Origin of the sequence: Kitasatospora sp. NPDC056651 (assembly GCF_042792155.1) — a bacterium.
Taxonomy (GTDB): domain Bacteria; phylum Actinomycetota; class Actinomycetes; order Streptomycetales; family Streptomycetaceae; genus Kitasatospora.
This window is the reverse complement of the sequence record NZ_JBHTWX010000089.1, coordinates 17,355-37,630: the sequence shown is the minus strand read 5'-3', so window position 1 is coordinate 37,630 and position 20,276 is coordinate 17,355. Positions and strand designations below refer to the sequence as shown.

Genomic DNA, 20,276 nt, shown 5'->3' with positions numbered 1-20,276 from the left:
CGCTCCCGCAACTCAGCAAGATCATCACGCCTAACGCCCACGGTCCTCGCAACTCCCACAGATCGCGGGTGTTGCGAGGACCGTTAGAACCCAAGCTTCGCCCCGGCCTTCGCCATCTCCTCCAATCACTCCCGCCTTGACTTGGTGCGGAGAAGGTCGGTGTGGTAGCCGGGTGCCGTCCGTAGGGCGAGCGGTGCGGGTTCGGTGGTGCGTTGCCGGGCCAGGGCGTGTCCTCGGGCTGCCAGTTCCCGCCGTGCCTGGCCGGGTAGCCGTCCGGGCCCGGCCCGCTCTCCCGCTGGGTGACCGGCACGTCCGGCCGCTCGCGCGGCTCGGCGACGACCTCACCGATCAGGCCGGGCTCCAGCGGCGCGTCGTCGGCTCGTGCCCGGGAGGTGGCCGACACCGGCGGGGCGTAGGCGGACGCCGGTGTGCCCGGGCTGCCGGTGGCCGGGGACGCGGCCGGTTCGTCCGGACGGACTGCGGGCCTGGCTGCGAGCGGCCGTGGCTTCACGCTGAAGCCTGTGGGCGGTCCTTGTGGTCCGCCCGGGCGCGGCACCGTCCGGGGGGTGTGTCAGGGTTGGGCCTGGACCGGCGTTGGGGTGTGGGCCTGGCCGGTCAGGCGTGGTGTGCCGGGGTGGCGAGCGGGTCGGTGTTGTGGGTCGTGGGGTTCGGGTGGGCGGCGAGCCAGTGCTGGAGTTCGCGGTGGCGGAACTGGTAGGAGGATCCGGACACGCGCATCAGTCCGGTGTCGCAGCAGTGGTCCAGGAACACACCGAGCCTGCGGGGCAGCCGGCCGCGGGAGCACAGGATGAAGACCAGGTACCGCCGGGCGCCGCTTCTGCTGAGCCACGCCCCGAGCCCTGCGGTCGATCCGATGTAGAGGACGTTCCCCACCGTTCTGGCGATCCCGGTGGTCTCGTCACCCTGTGACACGGAATGGGAGATGTAGTTGGCGATGTAGTACCGGACGGTGATTTCCAGGAAGAACCCGATCATGACCGCGAGCGCGGCCACCAGGGCCAGCGCCGCGCCGAGAACGAGTTCTCCGCGGATGACGCGGCGGGGAGTGACGGCAGCGGCCGGCTGCACTCTGAGCGCCGCCGCGATTCCCCGCGTCAGCCCCACTGCGGCCCCGGCGGACGCAAAGAAGAGGATGAAGGCGGCGGCTGCGTCAGCGGCGTCTTCGAGTACGGCCCGCTCGGTCGGAGCCCCGCTCAACGCCCAGATCGCAGCCGCGATCACGGCCGCGCCACCGGCGCCCACCAGTAGGCCGGTCAGGAGGGCTCTGCGGATGTGGCGGCGTCCGGCCGGCGTCCGCAGGGCCGTCAGGTCCGTACCGGCGGGCCGGTCGGTCCGGGAGCGCACGGTGAGGAAAACCGTCAGCGCCAATACCATCGCGCACGACAAGAGGTCACTGAAGATGAAGTACAGGATGCTTTCGCCGTACGGGCTCAGCACGGTCGGGCTCAGCATCACGAGTGTGGTCAGGACGGCGTCGGTCCAGCGGACCAGGTTGGTGCCGGCCATCGGCCAGAGTTGGTGGAGGGTGAGGTCGGTGCCGGGTCCGGCGGGGGTGCCGGTGGTGGGGTGGGTGGCGAGGTGTCTGGCGAGGTGGGCGAGCCAGCGGTGGGTGTCGGTGGCGCTGTAGGGGCCGGGGTGGAGGGTGGTGCTGGCCGGGATGAAGCGGGGGAGGAGGTGCTTGTCGAGGTTGTGGGGGGTGGTGTGTTGCAGGAGGTCGGCGGGGTCACCGTCGTGGGCGTAGACGGTGGCGGCCAGGCACAGGCGCCAGGGGGTGGACAGGGTGGTGGCCAGGGGGCAGGTGGGGTCGTCGCGCAGGGTGTCGAGGACGGGGAGCCACCGGTCGGGGGTCTCGGTGCGCTGCAGGAGGTAGGTGTGGGCGTCGGCCGCGGGGACGGCGTCGATCTCGATGCGGGCGGCGTCGATCAGACGGGCGCGCGCGGTGAGGGCGTCGTAGTGGGCGGTGCGGCAGGTCAGCACCAGTGGCCCGGCCTCCCGCCCCTCCTGGTAGGTGTTCAGGGCGCGCAGCGCCTTCAGTGCCCGGGGGGCTTCCGGATCCGGGGTGCCGTCGGGGAGGGTGGGGTCCATCTCGTCCAGGCCGTCCAGGACGGGGAGCACCCGGCGGTGGTGGACGAGTTCGGCGGCTTTGTCGGAGGGCCAGCCGTAGGCCTCGACGAGACGCCGGGCGAGCAGGTCGGACAGCGGCGTCCGGGTGTCCCAGGAGGCCAGTGACAGGCGCACCGGGACGGGGTAGTCCTCGCCGCGGTCTGCGAGGAGGGCGAGGATCAGTTCCAGGGCGAGGACGGTCTTGCCGGAGCCGGCGGCGCCGGTGACGACGAGGCGGTGGGGGCGGGTGCGCCGGTAGTAGGCGGCGACGTCCGGGACGGTCGGTGTGCCGTCGAACAGCCGCCCGGCGTCGGGGGCGTCGGCCGCGCGGGACGGCGCGGCGCGGAGCGTGAAGGTGAGGTTGATGCGCTCGGTGTCGGCGCCGAGCAGCCGGCGCCATTGCGGCTCCTCGGCCGTGGCGACCTGCTTGGCCAGTCTGCCGGCCCAGCCGCGTGACAGGGCGGTGGTGTCCTGTTCCTCCGGGCGGCGCAGCGCGAGCAGGCCGACCAGCAGGCTGGCTGTTGCCACCGGCAGGCCCAGCAGGGCGACCTTGTCCCCGGGCGAGAGCTTCTCGCCGTGCCCGCCCTCGGCGAGTTTCAGCACCGTGAACACCACACTGGCCGCCAGGAGTGCCGCGCCGCCCCACGTGAGCCACAGCCACCCGCGGCGGTGCTCCCGCCACCCGGGCCCCGGCCTCACTGCGGGCCCCCGTTCCCCGTGGCGGACAGGACACGGCGCCGGTATGACAAGTAGGCGCAACTGGCCTTTGAACAAGCTGACATGACGCAACGTTAGAACAGTCGGCTTGCGGTGGGCGACCACAGGACCCGTCCTTCATCCGCCGTTAAGGATCACGGAGCCGTACGACCGCCCCGGCCTCCACACGCTCACCGACGGCGACCGCCAGGCCGTCCGCGACCTCACCCGCCACGTCGACCCCGACACGCCACGCCGTCGGGGCCCTTCGCCGCCCTCGCCGTCTCGGCTGCTGTCGCCGTTCGCCGTCTCGGTCGTTGACCAGGGCATGGGCGATGACGAGTGGGATGAGTATCTGGACCCCGACGACGACCGGCCGCTGCCCGCTGCACTGCCGCCCGCTCGCGCACCGGCCGGTCCCGGGCCCGAGCCGGAGACCCCCAGGGCCCGACAGCCAGGCCCCCGTCCGGCCACCCGCACACCGCCCGGCTCTGCACCGACCGTCGCCCGGCACCGGGGCCCCACCCGCCGCCCCGGTTCCGGCCCGCCGGTCGTCGACCTCAAGACCTTCCACATCTGGAACGAGGAAGCCTCCTCGATCCCCGTCCCGACCCAGTCCGCACTGCGGACCCTGGAATGGGTCGGACGGCGCGAGAACCTTTGTGTGGTTGGCCCGTCGGGCACGGGCAAGAGCCACCGCCGAGGCACTCGGGCAGGCCGCCGTCGACGCCGGGATGACCGTCGCGTGGTTCACCATCGAGGACCTCGGCGCCCTGTCCGCCGCCACCGCGTCGACGACTCCGTCTCCAAGGCGATCACCCGGATCACCCGCACCGACCTGATCATCGTCGACGAAATCGGACTCCTGCCCGTCTCGCCCGACGCCGCCGAAGGCTTCTACCGCCTGGTCGATGCCGCCTACGAGCGCCGCAGTCTGGCGGTCAGCAGCAACCTTCACCCGTCGGGATTCAACGAGATCATGCCGAAGACCCTCGCCACCGCGACCGTCGACCGGCTCCTGCACCACGCCCATGTCGTCGTCACCCAAGGTGACAGTCACCGCCTCACCGAGGCAACCACCGGACGAGGCGTCGTCCCCCTCGACTGACCCCACCCCCGGGGAGATCAACTGTCCACTGGGGACTTTCACCGTTCACCAGCGGGGAGATCAACTTTCCTCTACCGGGGAGATCCCACTGTCCCTTGACACTTCCGCCAGTCGGAACCGTACGTACCGAGCCCCACCATCTTCGGGAACCGCTGCTCGTAACCACCCGAAGGTGTGCTGACAACGGGCAGAACGCTGACCATCCCCGGCGTTCGCCTTCGGTTCCGCCGTCCGGGCTGGTGCCCCGCTCCGCTGCGCGCCCTGGCCCGGGGCGCCGTCCCCGGCCGCCACCGTCTGGGCCGGACGGCGGCCCGGCCCGGCGGCAGGGCCGTGCCCGTGCCGGCCTTGCTGCGCCGGGTCGCCGTGTGTCCTGGCCGCCGTTCCGCTCCCCGGGCCGGTGCTGCGTCGTCGTCCCGGCCGGGCGGTACGTGCTGGGCCGACCTCCTGCTCTGGGTGGTGCTGCGCTGGTGTCCCGGGCCGTTGGCCGCCATCGTCCTGGCCGGGTGGCCGGGTGGCCGTCAGAGTGCCGTGGAGGCTGTCCTGGTGAGGAAGACGGCTGCGGGGCCGGTCCGGGGGGGCGACCTCGCCGAGGAAGCGCCCGCCGCCGTCCCACCGCGAACTGTCCCCCGAAGCGTCCAGACCGTGTTCCCGCTCCGGCCGGTCGACGCCTGCTGCGCCCCGCCGTCGCCGTCTTGGCTGTCGTCCCGCCGCGCCCGGTCTGGCCGTCCCGCTGCCGGGTTCTGGTGGCGCCGTCCGGGTCCGCTCCGCACGACCCGCCGTCCGGGGCGTTTCCCACAGCCGTGGGGCGGCGGTCAGCGGCCTACGAGGTGGCGGGAGACGAGTTCGATGTCCTGGAGCTGGGCGGTGGTCAGGCGCCGGGTCTGCCAGATGACGGCGGCCACGTCCGCGGCCCGGGGGTGGAGCGGCGGCAGATTGTCCGGCAGACGGATGCCTCCGAGCGCGGCCAGGTCGGGGGCGGGGATACCGAGCACGCCCGCGAAGCCGACCACCAGCTCGGGAACCGCTTCGACAGTGCCGCGGCCCACCCCGCCGATGGTCGACGGCGACAGGTAGATCCGTCCGTCAGTGACCGCGTACAGGGCCCTGGCCGTGCACGTCCAGCTGAGGTTGCGACTGTGCGTGAGCTTCAGGAGCACCGCGCCGAAACCCGGCCCGTACCGGTGGTACGGCCGGTCGACCCCGCCACGCCCCTCCCGCGACACCAGAGGTTGCGCCCGGATCGCGTCCAGCAGCACCCGCCGGTTCTCGCCGGGCATGACCATCGTGTCGTAGACGACGGAACCGACCGACCAGTGCGGGTTGCGGGTGATCGGTGTCAGGTCGTCAGGCACCGACTGCCCGGCGAGGACGAACAGGTCGGCGGCGTGCAGGCCGAGCACCGGGCCGAGACCCCTGAGCAGGCGTCCGGTCGGCGCCTGCCCGTCGAGTACGGCCCGTAGCTCCCCCGGCTCGGCGCCCGCCACCGAGAGCGCGGCGACGTCGACCACCCGATGGTCCATCAGCGACGTCAGCAGCGCATCGAACCCCAGCACCCCAGCCATTCCGCCAGCCTACCGACCCCGGCCCCGGCAGGACCCAGACGAACATGTCGCACCTGCCGTCCGCCCGACCGGCCCCGCCCCGCCCTCCGCCGCTGTCCGAACCCTGGCTCCGCCCGCTGCGCTCCGGTGCCTGTTGAGCACCCGGCTGGCCGTCCCGTCCTGCCGCGTCCTGGCCACCGTCGACGCTCGGCTCCTGGCCCTCCTCGCCCGGCATGCCGTCGGCCGGGCCTTTGCGTTCGGAGCGCCGGCTGCGCGGGGACCGGGTAACCGTCCAGGCCGTGTGGCGACCGGCGTTCTGGGCGGCGGTGCCCGCCCCGCCCGCATCCGCACCCTCCACCAGGGCGCCGCCCTGGCCCGCGCCGTCCCGGGGCTTCCGTGCTCGTTCCGGTCGGACTGCGCCCCGCCTGCCGGGCCGCCGTCGCGCTCCGGGCGGTGCGGCGCCGCCTTTCCGGTCGGCCTCGCTGTGCGCCGCCGTCTGTCGCCGACACCGTCCGGGCCGTGCCTGCCCGCCGCGTCCCTCGTCGGTCGGCTGGGTGGCCGTCAGGCCGCCTCGGGGCTGTTCCGGTGATGGTCCGGGAGATCGTCCCGAGGCTGTCCTGGTGGCGGGTGGGTGCTGTCGTGTGGGGTGCTGCCGCGTGATGTGATGTGGGCGAATGCCCCTGATCCCTGCGTGTGGTCTGGGTGCGACAGGGTGCCGGGGAGGGCTGCTGTTCGGGTTGTCCCGTGTCAAATGATCTTGACGGACGGTAGGTATCTGCCACTTGATCTTGACTTGTGGCGGCGGAAGCAATCGATGGATGTCGTCACGGCCGGCGAGCGCCGTCCCGCCTCCGCAACCAGCGCATCCGCCTGGTTGGATTTCCGCATGACGGATTGGTCGCAACTCAGCCATGCCTACGGTGCAGCCGGGGACATACCAGACCTGCTGGACCGGATCGCAGCAGAGCCGAACGCCGAGGTCTGGAACGACCTGTGGTCAGCCCTGTGCCATCAAGGCAGCGTCTACTCGGCCAGCTTCGCGGCACTGCCTTGGCTGGCCGGCACGGCTGAGAGCGGGAACCGGGAACAGGCGGTCAATGCCCTGGTCCTGGCGGGCGCGATCGTGGCCGGCGCCGGTCAGTGGCACGGGGCCGGCGACGTCCGATCAGAGCATGCGGCGGAGATCGCGATACTGCTGAGGACTGTGGAGCAGTACCGTCGGACCGCTTCGGACCGCGCCGAGTACATCCATCTCATGGAAGCCATGCTGGGCTTCGAAGGTGTCGTGGGCTGGAGTGAAGACCTGGCCTGGGGCGTTGGGAACGAGGAGTACGAGGTCTCATGCCCGGGCTGCGAGGCGAGTTTGTTCATCGTCCTCGGCGAACGCGGCTTCTTCTCGACCAGCGACGACTATGCGGTCGCGGACGGTGACATCGAGACGAGAGCCCTGCACCCGGCGGCTCCCACAGACCTGGACGGTATCGGCCGACGACTCCATGACCTCGCACTCGCTGACGGGCAGCGCGCGGTCGCACACGCGTTGACCCACGTCTTTGGCCACGCGACCTGCCCCGACTGCGAGACCGGCTTCTCGGTCGCTGACCAAGTCAGCGCCAATTGGTGAGCAAGCCCGCGCCGACAGTCAAGATCGTTTGACAAACGGTCAAGATGATCTGCCACAAGACACGGGTGGTGGCAGCTGCCGGTGCCGGTGACCGCCAGGAGCCGGTTGTCCTGGCCGCCGTCCGGAGGGGGTGGCCGGGCACGGCCGGGACGCTGCGCCTTCTCCACTGCTACCTTCGCTGGGTGGACCGCGCCCGCCTGATAGACGAGCACCCGATTCTGTTCCACATGGCCCAGGACGGCACGTGGCCCTCGATCCAGGAACACGGCTTGCTGAGCACCACAGCGCTCGTCGACCTCTACGACCCATCCCCGGCCGACCGTGCTGCCATCCTCCAGAGCAGGCGCCGCGCCGGGTTCGTCCTCGACGACCCGGCCCTCGGCCGTGCAGCGGTCCGCGACCAAAAGCCCCTGCAACGTCTCGACCGCCTCGCGCTCGGGACCACACTGCAGGAGTTCCTCGACCTCCTCAACGGCCGGGTCTTCTTCTGGCTCACCCGCGCCCGCCTCGACACGCTGCTCGGCGCCAAGGCCTATCGGGACCACCCCCAGCTGGTGCTCTGCTTCGACACGGCCGAACTCCTGGAGCGGCACGCCGCGAGGGTGCAGCTGTCCCCGTACAACAGCGGCAGCATGGCGCGGGCCAACTCTCCGGTGCGCGGGCGTGACCTCTTCCGCGATATCGACGACTACCCGTACGACAGCTGGCGCAAGGAACGCCGGTCCCGCACCAACGCCGTGGTCGAGCTGACCGTGGACCACGCTGTTCCCGACGCCGCGCGGCTTGCGGTCCGCGTGGAGCGCTGGCAGGGCGGCCACTGTACGGGGGTCCTTCACCAGCGGTGACACGACGGGCGCATCGTCCGAGACAGGAGCAGCGGTCTCGGGCAGCTGGGCGAGACCGCCCGCGCTGCCGTGGCCAGCAGCACGCGAACGCTGCCGTCACTGTCGAAGTACGACCGGCTGCTCAAGCGCCGGGCCACCGAGGAAGGAACGGCGTGACCCTCACCAACGCCAGCGGCACGGGCCGGCTCCACGAGCTGACCGGCAGCGAGACGCCCGGTCGGATGCACCGTCCGGACGTCGACCCAGAGGACGCGCTGATCGACGAAGCCTGCAAGACCCTGCGGCTGCCCACCATCCGCGACCGCTTCGAGGAACTGGCCCAAGCCGCCCGCCGGGAGAAGTACACCTACAAGCAGTTCCTGCTCGACCTGCTCCAGGTTGAGTGCGCGGATCGCGACGTCCGCCGCCGCCAGCGCCTTGGCGCCGCAGCCAGGTTCCCCAGGCAGAAGTGCCTGGAGGACTTCGACTACGACGCGAACCCGAGTGGCTCGCCGGAGACCGTCTCTTCCCGCAAGAGCCCGACCTGGCTGCGCGAGGGCCGGCCGCTGGTGATGATCGGCGACTCCGGCACCGGCAGTCGCACCTGCTGACCGGTATCGGCACCGCGATCGCCGAGGCCGGCATGAGCGTGCGCTACACGACTGCGACCGCGCTGGTGAACGAGCTCGCCGAAGCGGAGGCGACAAGAACCTCACCACGACGATCGCCCGCTTGGCTCTATAGGTGAGTTGTGGTTCTGACTCAACTTCCGTGGTCTGGTGACGGTAAGTCACTGTGGTGCCGGTGTGCATGCGACGACAGTGTTCTGACTGGTCTGGTCCTGCCGACAGCGGGTGTGGGAGACTCGGCCGGTCGCTTCAACAGGCGCCGCCGGGGCGCCCGAGGCCCCTTGCGGGCCGAACCAGCGGGAGTAAGAGGCGGTGCAGGCGGTAGCCGCACGCGTGACGCGCGATCGGCGTCCTGAGTAGGTCCCGCTGGGTCCCGGCCCCGGGTGCCTCGCGTGTCGTGCGTTCACGCCAGCAGCGCGCGTTTGCACAGGAGTTGGAATCCTGCTCGGCCGAGCATCTGACGTTTGAGCATCTTGGTCCGGTTGACGTGTCCTTCGACGACGCCGGAGTTCCAGGGCAGGGTGAGGCCGGCGATGACGGCGTCTCGGTCGCGGTCGATGCCGGCGGCGAGGGTGTGAAGGCTGGGTAGGTCGTCCTGCCGGACGGCGTTGAGCCACTCAGGTAGGCGCTCGCCGTGGCGCTGGGTGAGCATGGCCGCGAAGGAGCGGACGTGTCGGGTAGGGGCGTCCAGTTCGGGGCACTTGGCCAGGACGGTCTTGAGCTGCAGTTGCTCGGACTGGGCCAGGGATTCGGGTCGGCTGAGGATCCAGCCTGCCACCGTCCGAGGTGAGGGTGGCCGCGCGGTGACGGGTCGTGGTGACGTGTGTTCCGGTAGATGTAGGCGCGAACCGTCTGGTAGCTGCCCCGATAGCCGAGCGGCACGATCTCCTCCCATGGTTTCCAGGTGTTGGTGCATCCCTCGGTCCAGCGGTTGTCCAGGTACGGCTTGTACTCGTCGAGCTTGGAGGGTCGGTTCTGCCATTGGCCGGTGAAGAGCTCTTCGGGGCGCGTGGCGTCGGCGAGGCGCTTGACCGTTCCGTAGGTCATGCCCAGCTGGCGTTGGATCGAGCGTCTGCTGTGGCCGGCCTCCAAGAGCGCGTGGACGCTGGCGTGCCGAGTCCGGATACGGTCGGCGAAGCGGTGACCGGTCGGCCGTGGTGAGCTGGCCGTCTCCTCGGCCGGGGCGGTAGCTGCCTCGGGCTCGGGTGCTTCCGGCGTCAGGGCCTGAAGACAGCGGCGGTGCCGGGCGACGTTTCGCTCAGCGGCCTCGCTGAGGTTGTGCCACAGGTGCCAGCGGTCCGCGACCTGCACGGCCTGAGGCCGGCGGCGCGGCGTTCTCGTGGAGGGCCTCTGGTTCGGGAGCCTTGCAGTCCTGCCGGGTGTGCCGGAGACTGCCGATGCCGATGCCGATGCCGATGCCGGAGCGCCGGGGGGGGTGCCTCTATGTCCTTCGTCAAGGCTGCGTGGGTCATGCCGGTGCGGATTCGGGGGTGCGGGTCTCGTAGAGGGTGCCGTCGCGGAGCATGGCGAACAGGACGCTGATGCGTTGGCGGGCGAGGCGGAGGAGGGCCTGGGTGTGGGTCTTGCCGCGGTCTCGTTGCCGGTCGTAGTAGGTCCGGGAGGCGGGGTCGTGGAGGGCGGCGAAGGCGGAGAGGAACATGGCCCGTTTCAGGAGCCGATTGCCGGTCCTTGGGGCGTGTTCGCCGTGGATGGAGGACCCGGAGGACTTCGTCGTCGGCGCCAGGCCGGCGTAGGAGGCCAGGTGGGCGGCGGTGGGGAAGCCGGTGCCGTCGCCGACGGTGACGAGCAGGGTGGCGGCGGTCCTGACCCCGACTCCGGGCATCGAGGTCAGGACCGTGGAAAGAGGGTGGGCCTCCAGCAGTTCGCCGATCTGGGCCTCGACGGCGCGTCGCTGTTCGTGGACGGTGGCGAGCGAGCGGGCCAGGGAGGGCACCACGACGTCCAGGGTGGTGGTGCCCGGGACGACGACGGTCTGCTCGTCGAGCGCGTCGAAGACCTCGTCGACCAGGCGTTCGGCCATGCGGGGGGCCTTGGGTCGTATCAGAGTCACGAGTCTACGTCGGCCGGCCTTGCGCAGGGCGGCCGGGGAGCCGTGCTGTTGAAGCAGGTGGGTGACGGCGGGGTGGTCCAGGCGCGGGCCCAGGACGCGCTCCAGGGAGGGGTGGAACTGGGTGAGCAGGCCGCGCAGGCGGTTGCTGGTGCGGGTGGCCTCGGCGGCGAGGTCCTGGTCGAAGCCGGTCAGGACGGTGAGCTGGGCTGCGGTCTCGTCGGCGAGTTCGAGGGCACGCAGGGTGTGGGGCATGGTGCGGGCGGCGTCCGCGATGACGCGGGCGTCGCGGGCGTCGGTCTTGGCTTCGCCGGGGTAGAGGTCGGCGATGCGGCGCATGGCCAGGCCGGGCAGGTAGGCGACCTCGCAGCCGGCGTCGCGGGCCACCGCCAGGGGCAGGGCGCCGATCGAGGCGGGCTGGTCGACGATGACCAGGACGCGGCCGAACTTGGCGGTGAGCTTGTCCGGCGGCGGTCAGGCCGTGGCCGTGGTGGTCGCCCTTGCCGACGTCCAGGCCGAGGAAGACCGCGATGTCACTGGTGTCGAACACCGAACCCCCCGAAGGTCGTTCATCGTCCTGGCCTCGCCCGTCGGCACCGTTCGCGCGCATCCACGTTACGCAGACCCGGCACCCGTCAGCGGCCGGGCATTGCGCTCGGCCGGGTGTCGGTCAGGCCTCTCATCAGCGGTCACACGGTGCTCCGGGCCCGGTGACACCACCCCCCAGGTCATACCTTCGACAGGGGGCAACAGTCATGCCGGGCCCGGAGGCCAGGAGCCCCGTTTCAGGGCCACGAAGAAGGTAACGGGGCAGCGGTCAGTCCGACGTGACCGGGGCGCCGGGGTGCTCGTCCTGACGCGCGAGGGCCGTCGTCCACTGCGGGAACTGTGCCACGGGTATCGCGGCGGAGGCGGCGGAGTCGGGGCGGAGCGCCGCGGCGGGGAGGAAGGCGACGTGGCAGCGTCGGCACAGCCTGGTCTGCCGCCACACCTGGTGAAGCCGCTGCCACTGCTCGTAGGTTCGCGGCCACTGGGCCGTCGCGGCACGTTGACGGCTTCGGTGGCGGGCATGGACGAGGAGTCCGATGCCCAGCAGAACCGCGGCCACGAGGAGCAGGCCGTAGCGGTGGCCGAACTGGTACGCGGCGTCGGAACTGCCGCCGCCGTCGTCGTCGGAACGCAGCGCACTCAGGCCCACCACGCCGAAGAGCCCGGTCAGGACGAAGAGGGCGATCGCGCACCCGGAGGCGCTCCTGGGCTCGGACGGCATCGACAGCAGCTCCCGCGTCGGCGGGTCGAGGGCCCGCTCGGAGTCCAGCAGGGCTTCGCGCACGGCGACGGTCTCGTCCGCCGCGGCGCAGGTCGGGCAGGTGACGTTCATTGAGAGGTGGCTCCGGGGATGGTGCACGGTGTTCGGGTGAGGCACGCAGTACACCACAGGGACCTGACGGCCCGTGCGACCGGCCCAAGAGGCTGGTTCGAGCTGGGCTCCGGCGCCCGCCTGCCGGTGGCCTGCGCAACTCCCGCGGGCCATGGGCAGGCTGCCAGGACGTCAGGGCGTCAGGTGGCAGGCGCGCAGCACGCGCTGTTCGACGGTGGCGCCGTCGGCGGCTGGTGTCCTCCTGCCCGTATCTCACAGCAGGTCCGCTGGTCGCGCCCCGCCCTGGAGGCACTCGGCGACGGCGGCGTAGTGGCGCTGCCATTCCAGCGGCCACGTCGGGTTCCAGTTCGGGTCGATCTCCTCCAGCCTCCACCCGGTCCGGCCGTCCGTCCAGCACTCCGGGACGGCGCTGGTTGGACAGCCACTGCCAGACCGGCTTGTCGAGCGCGGTGGCCGTACGGGGCGACGGTCAGCCGCCAGTTCGGGACCTGCATGGGGTCGGGGAGGTAGGGCACGAGGCGCGTGAACCGGTCCATCGGCGAGCCGGGCTCGTTGTCGATCAGCGTGCCGGTGGCCTGCCCGGCGGGTGGGTCGTACGTCAGGGGCTGGCCGAACTCGGCGGCCCCGACGAAGAGCCTCTTCGCCCGATTCTCGTGGAGCAGGAGGGTGCCCTCCAGCCGCTGCCAGGTGTGTCCGCGGTCGCTGCTCACCTCGTGGACCCACCAGTCGCTGAGGCCGCCCGGCACAGGGAACTCGCCGCGGTGGTCCGGGTGCAGCTCCACCGGCGCAGCCGGCACCGGGGTGTAGGTGGCCTGGCCGATCCGTACGGTGCCGTCCAGGAGCTGGTAGACCGGGTGGCCTTCACGGCGGGCCCGTGCGACGGTGGCCGTCACCTCCTCGCCTGTGAGCCCGGCCGCGGTGTCCTGCCAGTGCCTGCCGAGGACCCGCTGGAAGCGGACGGTGTAGGTGACCGGCTGGGTGCTGGTGTCCGCCGGAGGAGGTTCAAGCTCGCGGGCGGTGGCCGTGGGGCTACGGTCCGGGTTCGGGCCGGGCGAGGACGCTGTCCGCTTCGCTGAGCATGCGGCGGCGTTCGGCCAGGACGTTGTCGAACGCGGTGGTGTTCTGCTGGATCAGGGTGCGTTGGATGGCGGCCTCGGCTTCGTTCCAGATCCGGACGAGCTGGGTCTGTTGTTTGCAGGCGACGTCGGTGATCGCGGTCGTCCGCTCTTCGTCGGTGGGTTGTTCGGAGGGCCAGGTGCCGGTCCGCAGCGGTGTCGCGTAGTCGTGGCCGGCCTGCTTCATGCACCGGGACCACGCGGCGACGGCGGCCACGACCTCCGGGGTCTTCGTCGATTGGTCGAAGGACTCCTGGTTGACTGACCGGACCAGGTAGGCGTCTCCGGGGTAGCTGGTGGTGCCGGTGATCCGGCGTGCAGCGGATTCCTGGCAGCCCTGCGGGCCGGTGAGCGCGTTCAGCTGGTCAGGGGAGAGCGGTACCTGTGTCGGGTCCGGGTGGGCGGGCAGGTGGTATCCGGTGGTGCGGGCCCCGGCGGCACTGGTGATTCCGTAGCGCCGTTCGTACCGGCCCAGCACGGGGGTCGGGGCGTTGGCCGGGGCGGGTGGGCGGACTCCGGCGCTCCGCAGGCAGCCGGCGACCAGTCGGTCCAGGGCGGTGTGCAGCCGGGCGTTGTCGGCGGGTGGGAGGAAGTACGGGTCCAGGGGCAGGGAGATGACGGTGGGATCGTCGGCGGGGTCGGGCGCGGTCTTGGTGCCGTCGGCGGAGGTGCCTGCCGGGCCGGATGGCGTTCCCCTGGTAGAGGTCGGTGCGGTGCCGGTGGCGGTCCCGCTGTTCGTGGAGCAGGAGGCGAGCAGCAGAAGGCAGGTGGCGACGGCCGCGAGCGGGGCGGTGAGCCGTGGTGTGTCCATGGTGTCGAGGGCCTCGTGTCTCCGGTCGGGCGGGGCCGCCCCGGGGGGGGGGGGCCCCGCCCGCCGGGGGGCCCGGGGGGGGGGGGCGCCCCGGGCCCGCGTCGACCGGCCGCACCGGCCGGGAAAGGCCCCGTTGACGGGCCCCGGCGGGGTGCGGGGGCCGTGGTGTCGCGGGGCGGCGGGGCCGGCCGGGGGGGCGCCCCCCCCGGCCGTGTCCTGCTGGGTCAGCCGTAGACGTAGAACGAGGCGTTTTCGTTCTTCGTCCGCACCAGGTTGATGTTGCCGCAGGCCGGAACGTCGTCCGAGGGCCCGCTCCAGCCGCTGTTGTAGTACACCCTGACGTAGCCGTAGCAGTTGCCGGGGAACTGGTAGGTGGCGGAGGCCGCGTTGTTCTTCACCGCGACGCCCTGTCCGTTGCCGGGGCCCTGGAACGCGCCGGCGTAGGCGAGGTCTTCGAAGCCCTTGAAGCCGGTGAGCAGGTCCCAGCCGGCCACCGAGCCGGACTGGTTGCTGTTGTACCAGAAGCAGAAGGCCCTGGCGCCGCGGCAGTTGCCGTTGTTCGGGGCGGCCTGCGCGGCGGGCGTCACCGCCAGCGTCGCGGTGGCCACCGTCCCCGCCAGCAGCAGAGTGCTGAGGATGCGTCGTGTCTTCACGTTCTTCCTCCTGGTGTCTGGACATCCCGGGCCGGGAAGGTCCCGGCCCGACTGCGTGTCGATGCCATGTCCGTTTCGGTGGTGCTGTGGGCCTTTGGGTCTTGTCCTGGGGGTTCGCTTCGCAACGGGGGCCCGCAGAACGGCCGTGTCACGGAGTCCTGAGGTTCTCCGATGTCGCAGGCCGTGGCCATGGCCCGGCGTGCGGGGCGCCGAGCGCCGTGGCCGTCGCTCGAACGCGAGCCTGGCGGGTGCTGCCGGAGAGTCAGCCGCCGGCCCGGGGACGGGGAACCAGCGCGAGTACCGCGCGGCTTCCCGGCCCCGGCTGGGCAGAGGAGTCTCAGTGCCAGCCGGTGCAGGGACCGTTGCCGGAGATGCAGGCTCGCGCGATGCCCGATCCGTCGACCATGTTGCCGTAGCCGGTGGAGCCGATTGCGTTCCAGAACTGGATGTCGGAGCTGTTCTCCACCCAGAACAGCTGCTCGTTCGAGGCACCGGAGATCCTCGCCCAGTTCGCCTTGCACGAGGAGCTGTAGCGGAGTTCGATCGTGCCGTAGGCGGAAATCTTCTATTCCACGGTGTAGGCGTCCGCGTTGCAGCCCATCTGGATGGGGTCCCGTCCGCTGCAGGAGGACGCGTAGCAGCCGGCGGTGACCTGGGGTGCGGCGGCGGACGCGGCGGGGACGGCGAAGCCGGTCAGCGCCGTGGTGACTGCGGCGAGGCCGAACAGGATCCCGGTCGACAGGTTCATGCGCTTCATGGGACGTTCCTTCCTGAGGAGAGAAGATCGGCGTTGCCCGGCGGGCAGTACCGTCCGCTGTCGGCGCGACGGTCCTGGAGCCGGTGCGGAACGCGACCTCCTGATGGTGTGGAGCCGGCCTCTGCCTTGACCGGTCAGTTCCAGGCGGTGCATGCGATGTTGGTGCCCCACCTCGGGTTGCCCCACGGGTCGTTGTCATCCCCCCATGAAGCGCCGCACGCCCGCACCCAGTTGCCCGGCCCGTCATAGACGCTGGCAGTCTCCCGATGTGACTGCCCGCCGACAGTACTCAGGTTCTGGGCCTGCCACGGCCAGTGCCCGTTTCCCGCAGTCTGCGAGACGTCCAGGTACAGCCCGTCCCAGGCATAGTTCAGGTAGGCCTCCGCGTACGCCCGGTCGTGGCCGTCGGAGCCGCTGAACACGTGCATACGCACATCGTTCACCTCTCCGCCCGCGTACGGCGTCCAATGCGCCCACGGCGTTACCCACGACGAGGCCAGGCCCTGCCGCTCAGCGCCGGAGCGCAGCCCCTCGGCAGCCTCAGGGGAGATCTCCTGCACCGCACCGACCACGTGGTAGCGGCCGGAATGCGCGGTCTTCTCGCCTGGCGCCGCATGGGCCGCTCCCGCTGCAGGAAGCACCAGCAGCACCGCTGCCGCCGTGGCCGCGGACAATCGCTTCGCCTTCAGCGTCGGGGTGAGTCCGACCGTTGCGGCACGGATCTTGGCTAATCGCATGGCTGTCTCCTGTCGGTGCGAAACAGAGGGGTGAGGGACGTTGCCCGGCTCGGAATCTCCGCCGCACGTGCACCGCAGCCCACGCGGGCGGCGGTACCGCGGGGCGCGGTCGGGCCGGCGTCAGGGGCGGTGGTGTCGCCTTCCGGCCCTGACACGACCGAGCTTTCACGGCCGACTGGTTGTTGCGCAGCCCTCCTCACCATGTGAAACAAAGTGCGGCTCCGTGGGCCGGAACGACGGATGAAACAGGACAGGCCGTTGAGAAGCCGTTGCCGCGGCTCTCTCCGGTGCGTACGTTGACGGTCCGGGTGCCGCCGAGCGGGGGAGGACACGGATGGGCCGCCAAGAAGGCCCGCTGGATCCGGCCGCAGGGCCGGTCCAGCGCTTCGCGTCCGAGTTGCGCCAGCTACGCCGGGAGGCGGGGAACGTCACCTACCGCGCGATGGCCGGCCGTACCCGCTACTCGGTCGCGACGCTGTCGCGGGCGGCCGGCGGGCAGCAGCTCCCTTCGCTGCCGGTGGTGCTGGCCTATGCGGAGGCCTGCGGCGGGGACCTCGCGGAGTGGGAGCGGCGCTGGCACGCCGCGGCTCGGGACGCGGCCGCCGAGGACGGTGACGACGCCGATGCGCCGTACCGGGGCCTGGCCCGCTTCGAACCCGGTGACCGGGAGCGCTTCTTCGGCAGGGACCGGCTCGTCGCCGACCTGCTGGCCCTGGTGGACTCCCGTCGCCTGGTCGCCGTCGTGGGTGTCTCGGGCAGCGGCAAGTCCTCCCTGCTCCGTGCCGGACTGATCCCGGCGCTCCGGGACCGGGGCACGACGGGCACGGGCCCGGCCGTCATCCGGATCCTCGCCCCGGGCCCGCGCCCCGCCTCCGACCACGCCGTGCTGGTCGCGCCCGGGAACGGCACGGGCGACACGGTGCTGGTGGTGGACCAGTTCGAGGAGGCGTTCACGCTCTGCACCGACCCGGCGGAACGCGCCGCCTTCTTCGGTCTGCTGCTGGCCGCGTGCGATCCGGAAAGCCGATTACGGGTGGTCCTGGCGGTGCGGGCGGACTTCTTCGGCCACTGCGCGGACCACCACGGACTCGCCGTAGCTCTGCGGGAGGCCACGCTGCTGGTCGGGCCTATGGGACCGGCCGAGCTGCGGGAGGCGATCGTCAAGCCGGCTGCCGGGGCGGGCCTGATCGTCGAGCGTGCCCTCACCTCACGGATCGTCGAGGAGGTCGACGGCGAGCCGGGCGGTCTCCCGCTGCTGTCGCACGCCCTGCTGGAGACCTGGCGCCGCCGCAAGGGCAGGGCACTGACGGAGGACGCCTACGAGGCCGCCGGCGGGGTACGCGGCGCCATCGCCCGCACCGCCGAACAGGCCTACGGCAACCTGACACCGGGGCAGGCCGCCGTCGCCCGGCACATCCTGCTGCGACTGGTCACCCCGGGCGACGGCGCGCAGGACACGAGCCGTCCCGCCGGCCGCACCGAACTCGAGTCCCTCGGTACCGGTGACGCCGACACCGCAGCGGTGCTGGAAAGCCTGGCCCGCGCCAGGCTGATCACCCTGGACGGAGACACCGTCCACCTCGCCCACGAAGCCCTGATCAGCTCCTGGCCGCGCCTGAACGCGTGGATCGACGACGCCCGCGACAGGCTGCGCCACCACCGACACCTCACCGAAGCCGCCAAGGCCTGGGAGGAACTGGGCCACGACCCTGGAGCGCTCTACCGGGGCACCCGCCTGGCAACGGCCGAGGCCACCTTCGCCGACGCCGGGCGCCGCGACGACCTCACCCCCCTGGAACTGGCCTTCCTCACCGCCGTCCTCACCGCCCGCGACCAGGAGAACCGGAAGACCGCGCGCTCCGCCCGGCGGCTGCGCACCCTGCTCGCCACACTGTCCGCCCTGGTCGTGCTCGTCCTGCTGGCCGGGACAGTCGCGTGGCAGCAGAACCGGACCGGCGAAGGCCGCCGCACCGAGGCCGCAGCCCGCCGCGCCGCCGCGGTGGCGGACGGCATGCGCTCCTCCGACCCCGTCACGGCGATGCGGCTGAGTCTCGCCGCGTGGAAGGCCGCCGACCTCCCCGAGTCACGGTCCGCACTGCTCGGCGCCGCCCTCCAGTCGGACCGGGACGTCTTCACCGACCCGCCCTCCGAAAAGGCCGTCCCGCAGACCCACTTCCTCAGCGGCGACGGCCGCACCTTGGTCAGTATCGGCCGGGACGAGGTGGTGAAGTGGGACGTCGACACGCATCGGCGAGTGGCGACACTCCCAGGCCTGGGGACCGAGGCCGACCAGGCGGAGGACATGAGCGCCGACGCCCGGACACTCGTGGTGTTCGAGTACGACCACGTGAACGTGTGGGACCTGACGGAGGGGAGCGCGGGCGGGTCCCCGCTGGCTTCCCACCCGTTCGACCCCGGCTTGGACGGAACGGCGGCCCGGCTCGGTCCGAGCGGACGGACCCTGCTCCTCTACGCCACCGAGGGCGCGGACGACGTGGTCCAGCTCCGGGATTCCCGAACCGGCCGGCTACTGCTCGAACGACGCGCCCGGGCCGCTGAGCGCAGGCCGGCCGGCCGCGACGAGCTGCGCCGCCTGTCGGGTGCCAGACAGCAGCAGATGTGGCGAGAACTCCGCCTGCTGAACTACCCGTACCCCGACGCCTCCGTCAGCCCCGACGACCGTCTGATGGCGCTGTGCGTTCCCGGCGGTCCGGTCCAGGTGTGGAACGTGCCCGAGCAGCGCGAGGTCCCCGTCCCGGGGGCTCCCGAGGTCACCGCGCGGCAGTGCCTCGGCCAGGCGGTCGGGTTCACGCCGGACAGCCGCCTGCTGACGGTCGTCGACAACGGGGGAGTGCGGATCTGGGACCTCGCCTCGGGGACGGAACTCCCGCGGATCGAGCACGCCGACATCACGGAGGCGGCGTTCAGCGCGGACGGAACGCTCATGGCGGCCTCGGACGGCAAGGAACTGCTGCTGTGGCGCCTGGAGACACCGTCGGCCCCGATCCTCCGGCATCCGCTCGCCAACACCGACGCCAGCCAGTTCAGGCTCGATCCGGAGGAACACAGGATCCGCTACCTGGAAGGCGAGACCGGAGCCGCGGTCCGTACCGTCGACCTCACGAACGCCCTCGCCCCGGCCTGGACGAGCCGGCCGATCGCGGCTGCCGTGTCCAGCCCCGACGGCAGGACGCTCGCCACCCTGCTGGCGCACGAGGGCGACAGCTCGTACGGCATCCAGCTGAGGGATCCGCGCGGCGGAGGACAGGTCGTCGACCTGCCCGGCATGTCCTGCCTGCGGCCCTCCGAGGGCATGCCGCTCTCCTTCTCCTGTGGCGTCGTCATGGCGTTTCGCCCCGACGGGGGAGCGTTCGCCTATGGTGTCGTCGACCACCGGCAACCGACCTCACCGCCCCGTGTGTCCGTCTGGGACGTCTCCGCCGGCCGTACGACCGCGACCCTGGACCTCATGGCTCCCGAACGGCGTTCGGCGGACGAGGTCAACGCGATCGCCTTCACCCCGGACGGACGGTCGCTCCTGGTGTCACGGATGCCGCTGGAGGAGGCGGTGGAAGTCTGGGACATCGCCGGACTGGCCAGGACACGGGTGATCTCTGGTATCGGCGGAGAACAACTCGCCGTCCGGCCGGACGGGCGGCTCGTCGTCACCTCGCACAACCAGGTCGTCGACCTGACGGACGGCCGGGCGGTCGCACGGACGCTCACGCAGAACACCACCCACGCCGTGGCGTTCGGCCCGGACGGCACGTACCTGGCCACCGGCGACGAGGCCGGCCGCGTCACGCTCTGGGACGGCGCCGCCGAGCGGAACCTGGGTGTCCTGCCCGGCACCTTCAGGCCGAACACCGCAGGGGCGGTCGACCCGATCTCCGCCCTGGCCTTCTCCCACGACGGCCGCACCCTGGCCGCCGCGGGCACCGACGGCACACTGCGGATGTGGGACCTCGCATCCCACCAGCCACTGGGCCCGGCCCTCCCGGTACCGGGAGGCGCCGCCCTCTCCCTGGCGTTCGGCCCCGACGACCGCACCCTGCGCACGGCGACCGAGCGCGTGCCGGTGCACGAGTTCACCATCGCCCCGGACCGGGAAGCCGTCGACATCTGCGAACGAGCCGCAGGCGGACTGCCGAAAACCGACTGGGACACGTACCTCCCCGAGGTGCCCTACCGGAAGGTCTGCTGACCCT

The 20,276-nt window shown here is 71.7% G+C and carries 15 protein-coding genes and 1 pseudogene; 5 read left to right on the top strand and 11 right to left on the bottom strand.

What is annotated here, in order from left to right:
* Nucleotides 1–615: 615 nt before the first annotated feature.
* Nucleotides 616–2,727, bottom strand: a complete 2,112-nt coding sequence (locus ACFRAR_RS28505) for an NACHT domain-containing protein (RefSeq protein ID WP_380701255.1) — start codon at nucleotides 2,725–2,727, stop codon at nucleotides 616–618.
* 421 nt (nucleotides 2,728–3,148) lie between these two features.
* Between ACFRAR_RS28505 and ACFRAR_RS28500 the strand changes: the two genes are divergently transcribed.
* Nucleotides 3,149–3,928 carry an ATP-binding protein gene (locus ACFRAR_RS28500; protein ID WP_380701253.1) on the top strand — a complete coding sequence of 260 codons (780 nt, stop codon included), beginning with the start codon at nucleotides 3,149–3,151 and terminating at the stop codon, nucleotides 3,926–3,928.
* Nucleotides 3,929–4,740: 812 nt separating this feature from the next.
* On the opposite strand, the gene ACFRAR_RS28495 is transcribed toward ACFRAR_RS28500, so the two are convergent.
* Complete coding sequence (locus ACFRAR_RS28495; protein ID WP_380701251.1) at nucleotides 4,741–5,490, bottom strand: hypothetical protein; 750 nt, start codon at nucleotides 5,488–5,490, stop codon at nucleotides 4,741–4,743.
* A 793-nt stretch (nucleotides 5,491–6,283) separates the two neighbouring features.
* Between ACFRAR_RS28495 and ACFRAR_RS28490 the strand changes: the two genes are divergently transcribed.
* The 3 genes from ACFRAR_RS28490 to ACFRAR_RS28480 all read left to right on the top strand — a co-directional run bounded on the left by ACFRAR_RS28490 (nucleotide 6,284) and on the right by ACFRAR_RS28480 (nucleotide 8,528).
* Nucleotides 6,284–7,093, top strand: a complete 810-nt coding sequence (locus tag ACFRAR_RS28490) for a hypothetical protein (protein WP_380701249.1) — start codon at nucleotides 6,284–6,286, stop codon at nucleotides 7,091–7,093.
* Between the two features lie 44 nt (nucleotides 7,094–7,137).
* Nucleotides 7,138–7,938, top strand: a complete 801-nt coding sequence (locus ACFRAR_RS28485) for a DUF7002 family protein (protein WP_380701247.1) — start codon at nucleotides 7,138–7,140, stop codon at nucleotides 7,936–7,938.
* A 152-nt stretch (nucleotides 7,939–8,090) separates the two neighbouring features.
* Nucleotides 8,091–8,528, top strand: coding sequence for an ATP-binding protein (locus tag ACFRAR_RS28480; protein ID WP_380701245.1), 438 nt, complete (start codon nucleotides 8,091–8,093; stop codon nucleotides 8,526–8,528).
* 421 nt (nucleotides 8,529–8,949) lie between these two features.
* Here ACFRAR_RS28480 and ACFRAR_RS28475 read toward each other — a convergent pair whose 3' ends face one another.
* From ACFRAR_RS28475 to ACFRAR_RS28435, 9 genes and pseudogenes are all read right to left on the bottom strand, one after another.
* Nucleotides 8,950–9,324 carry a transposase gene (locus ACFRAR_RS28475; RefSeq protein WP_380701243.1) on the bottom strand — a complete coding sequence of 125 codons (375 nt, stop codon included), beginning with the start codon at nucleotides 9,322–9,324 and terminating at the stop codon, nucleotides 8,950–8,952.
* A 690-nt stretch (nucleotides 9,325–10,014) separates the two neighbouring features.
* Nucleotides 10,015–11,164, bottom strand: a pseudogene (locus ACFRAR_RS28470) (IS110 family transposase).
* Between the two features lie 267 nt (nucleotides 11,165–11,431).
* Nucleotides 11,432–11,995 carry a hypothetical protein gene (locus ACFRAR_RS28465; protein ID WP_380701241.1) on the bottom strand — a complete coding sequence of 188 codons (564 nt, stop codon included), beginning with the start codon at nucleotides 11,993–11,995 and terminating at the stop codon, nucleotides 11,432–11,434.
* A gap of 179 nt (nucleotides 11,996–12,174) precedes the next feature.
* Nucleotides 12,175–12,888, bottom strand: coding sequence for a hypothetical protein (locus ACFRAR_RS28460; RefSeq protein WP_380701239.1), 714 nt, complete (start codon nucleotides 12,886–12,888; stop codon nucleotides 12,175–12,177).
* A gap of 136 nt (nucleotides 12,889–13,024) precedes the next feature.
* Complete coding sequence (locus ACFRAR_RS28455) at nucleotides 13,025–13,921, bottom strand: hypothetical protein (protein ID WP_380701237.1); 897 nt, start codon at nucleotides 13,919–13,921, stop codon at nucleotides 13,025–13,027.
* Between the two features lie 224 nt (nucleotides 13,922–14,145).
* Entirely contained in the window at nucleotides 14,146–14,574 is a 429-nt protein-coding gene (locus ACFRAR_RS28450) for a peptidase M23 (protein WP_380701236.1), read from the bottom strand.
* Between the two features lie 337 nt (nucleotides 14,575–14,911).
* Nucleotides 14,912–15,118 carry a hypothetical protein gene (locus ACFRAR_RS28445; RefSeq protein ID WP_380701262.1) on the bottom strand — a complete coding sequence of 69 codons (207 nt, stop codon included), beginning with the start codon at nucleotides 15,116–15,118 and terminating at the stop codon, nucleotides 14,912–14,914.
* 21 nt (nucleotides 15,119–15,139) lie between these two features.
* Nucleotides 15,140–15,331, bottom strand: coding sequence for a hypothetical protein (locus ACFRAR_RS28440; protein ID WP_380701234.1), 192 nt, complete (start codon nucleotides 15,329–15,331; stop codon nucleotides 15,140–15,142).
* Nucleotides 15,332–15,465: 134 nt separating this feature from the next.
* On the bottom strand, nucleotides 15,466–16,068 hold the full coding sequence (locus ACFRAR_RS28435; protein WP_380701232.1) for a hypothetical protein: 603 nt from the start codon (nucleotides 16,066–16,068) through the stop codon (nucleotides 15,466–15,468).
* A gap of 334 nt (nucleotides 16,069–16,402) precedes the next feature.
* On the opposite strand from ACFRAR_RS28435, the gene ACFRAR_RS28430 reads away from it, so the two are divergent.
* A complete protein-coding gene (locus ACFRAR_RS28430; protein ID WP_380701230.1) occupies nucleotides 16,403–20,272 on the top strand; it encodes a helix-turn-helix domain-containing protein in 3,870 nt (1,289 codons plus the stop codon).
* Nucleotides 20,273–20,276 lie beyond the last annotated feature (4 nt).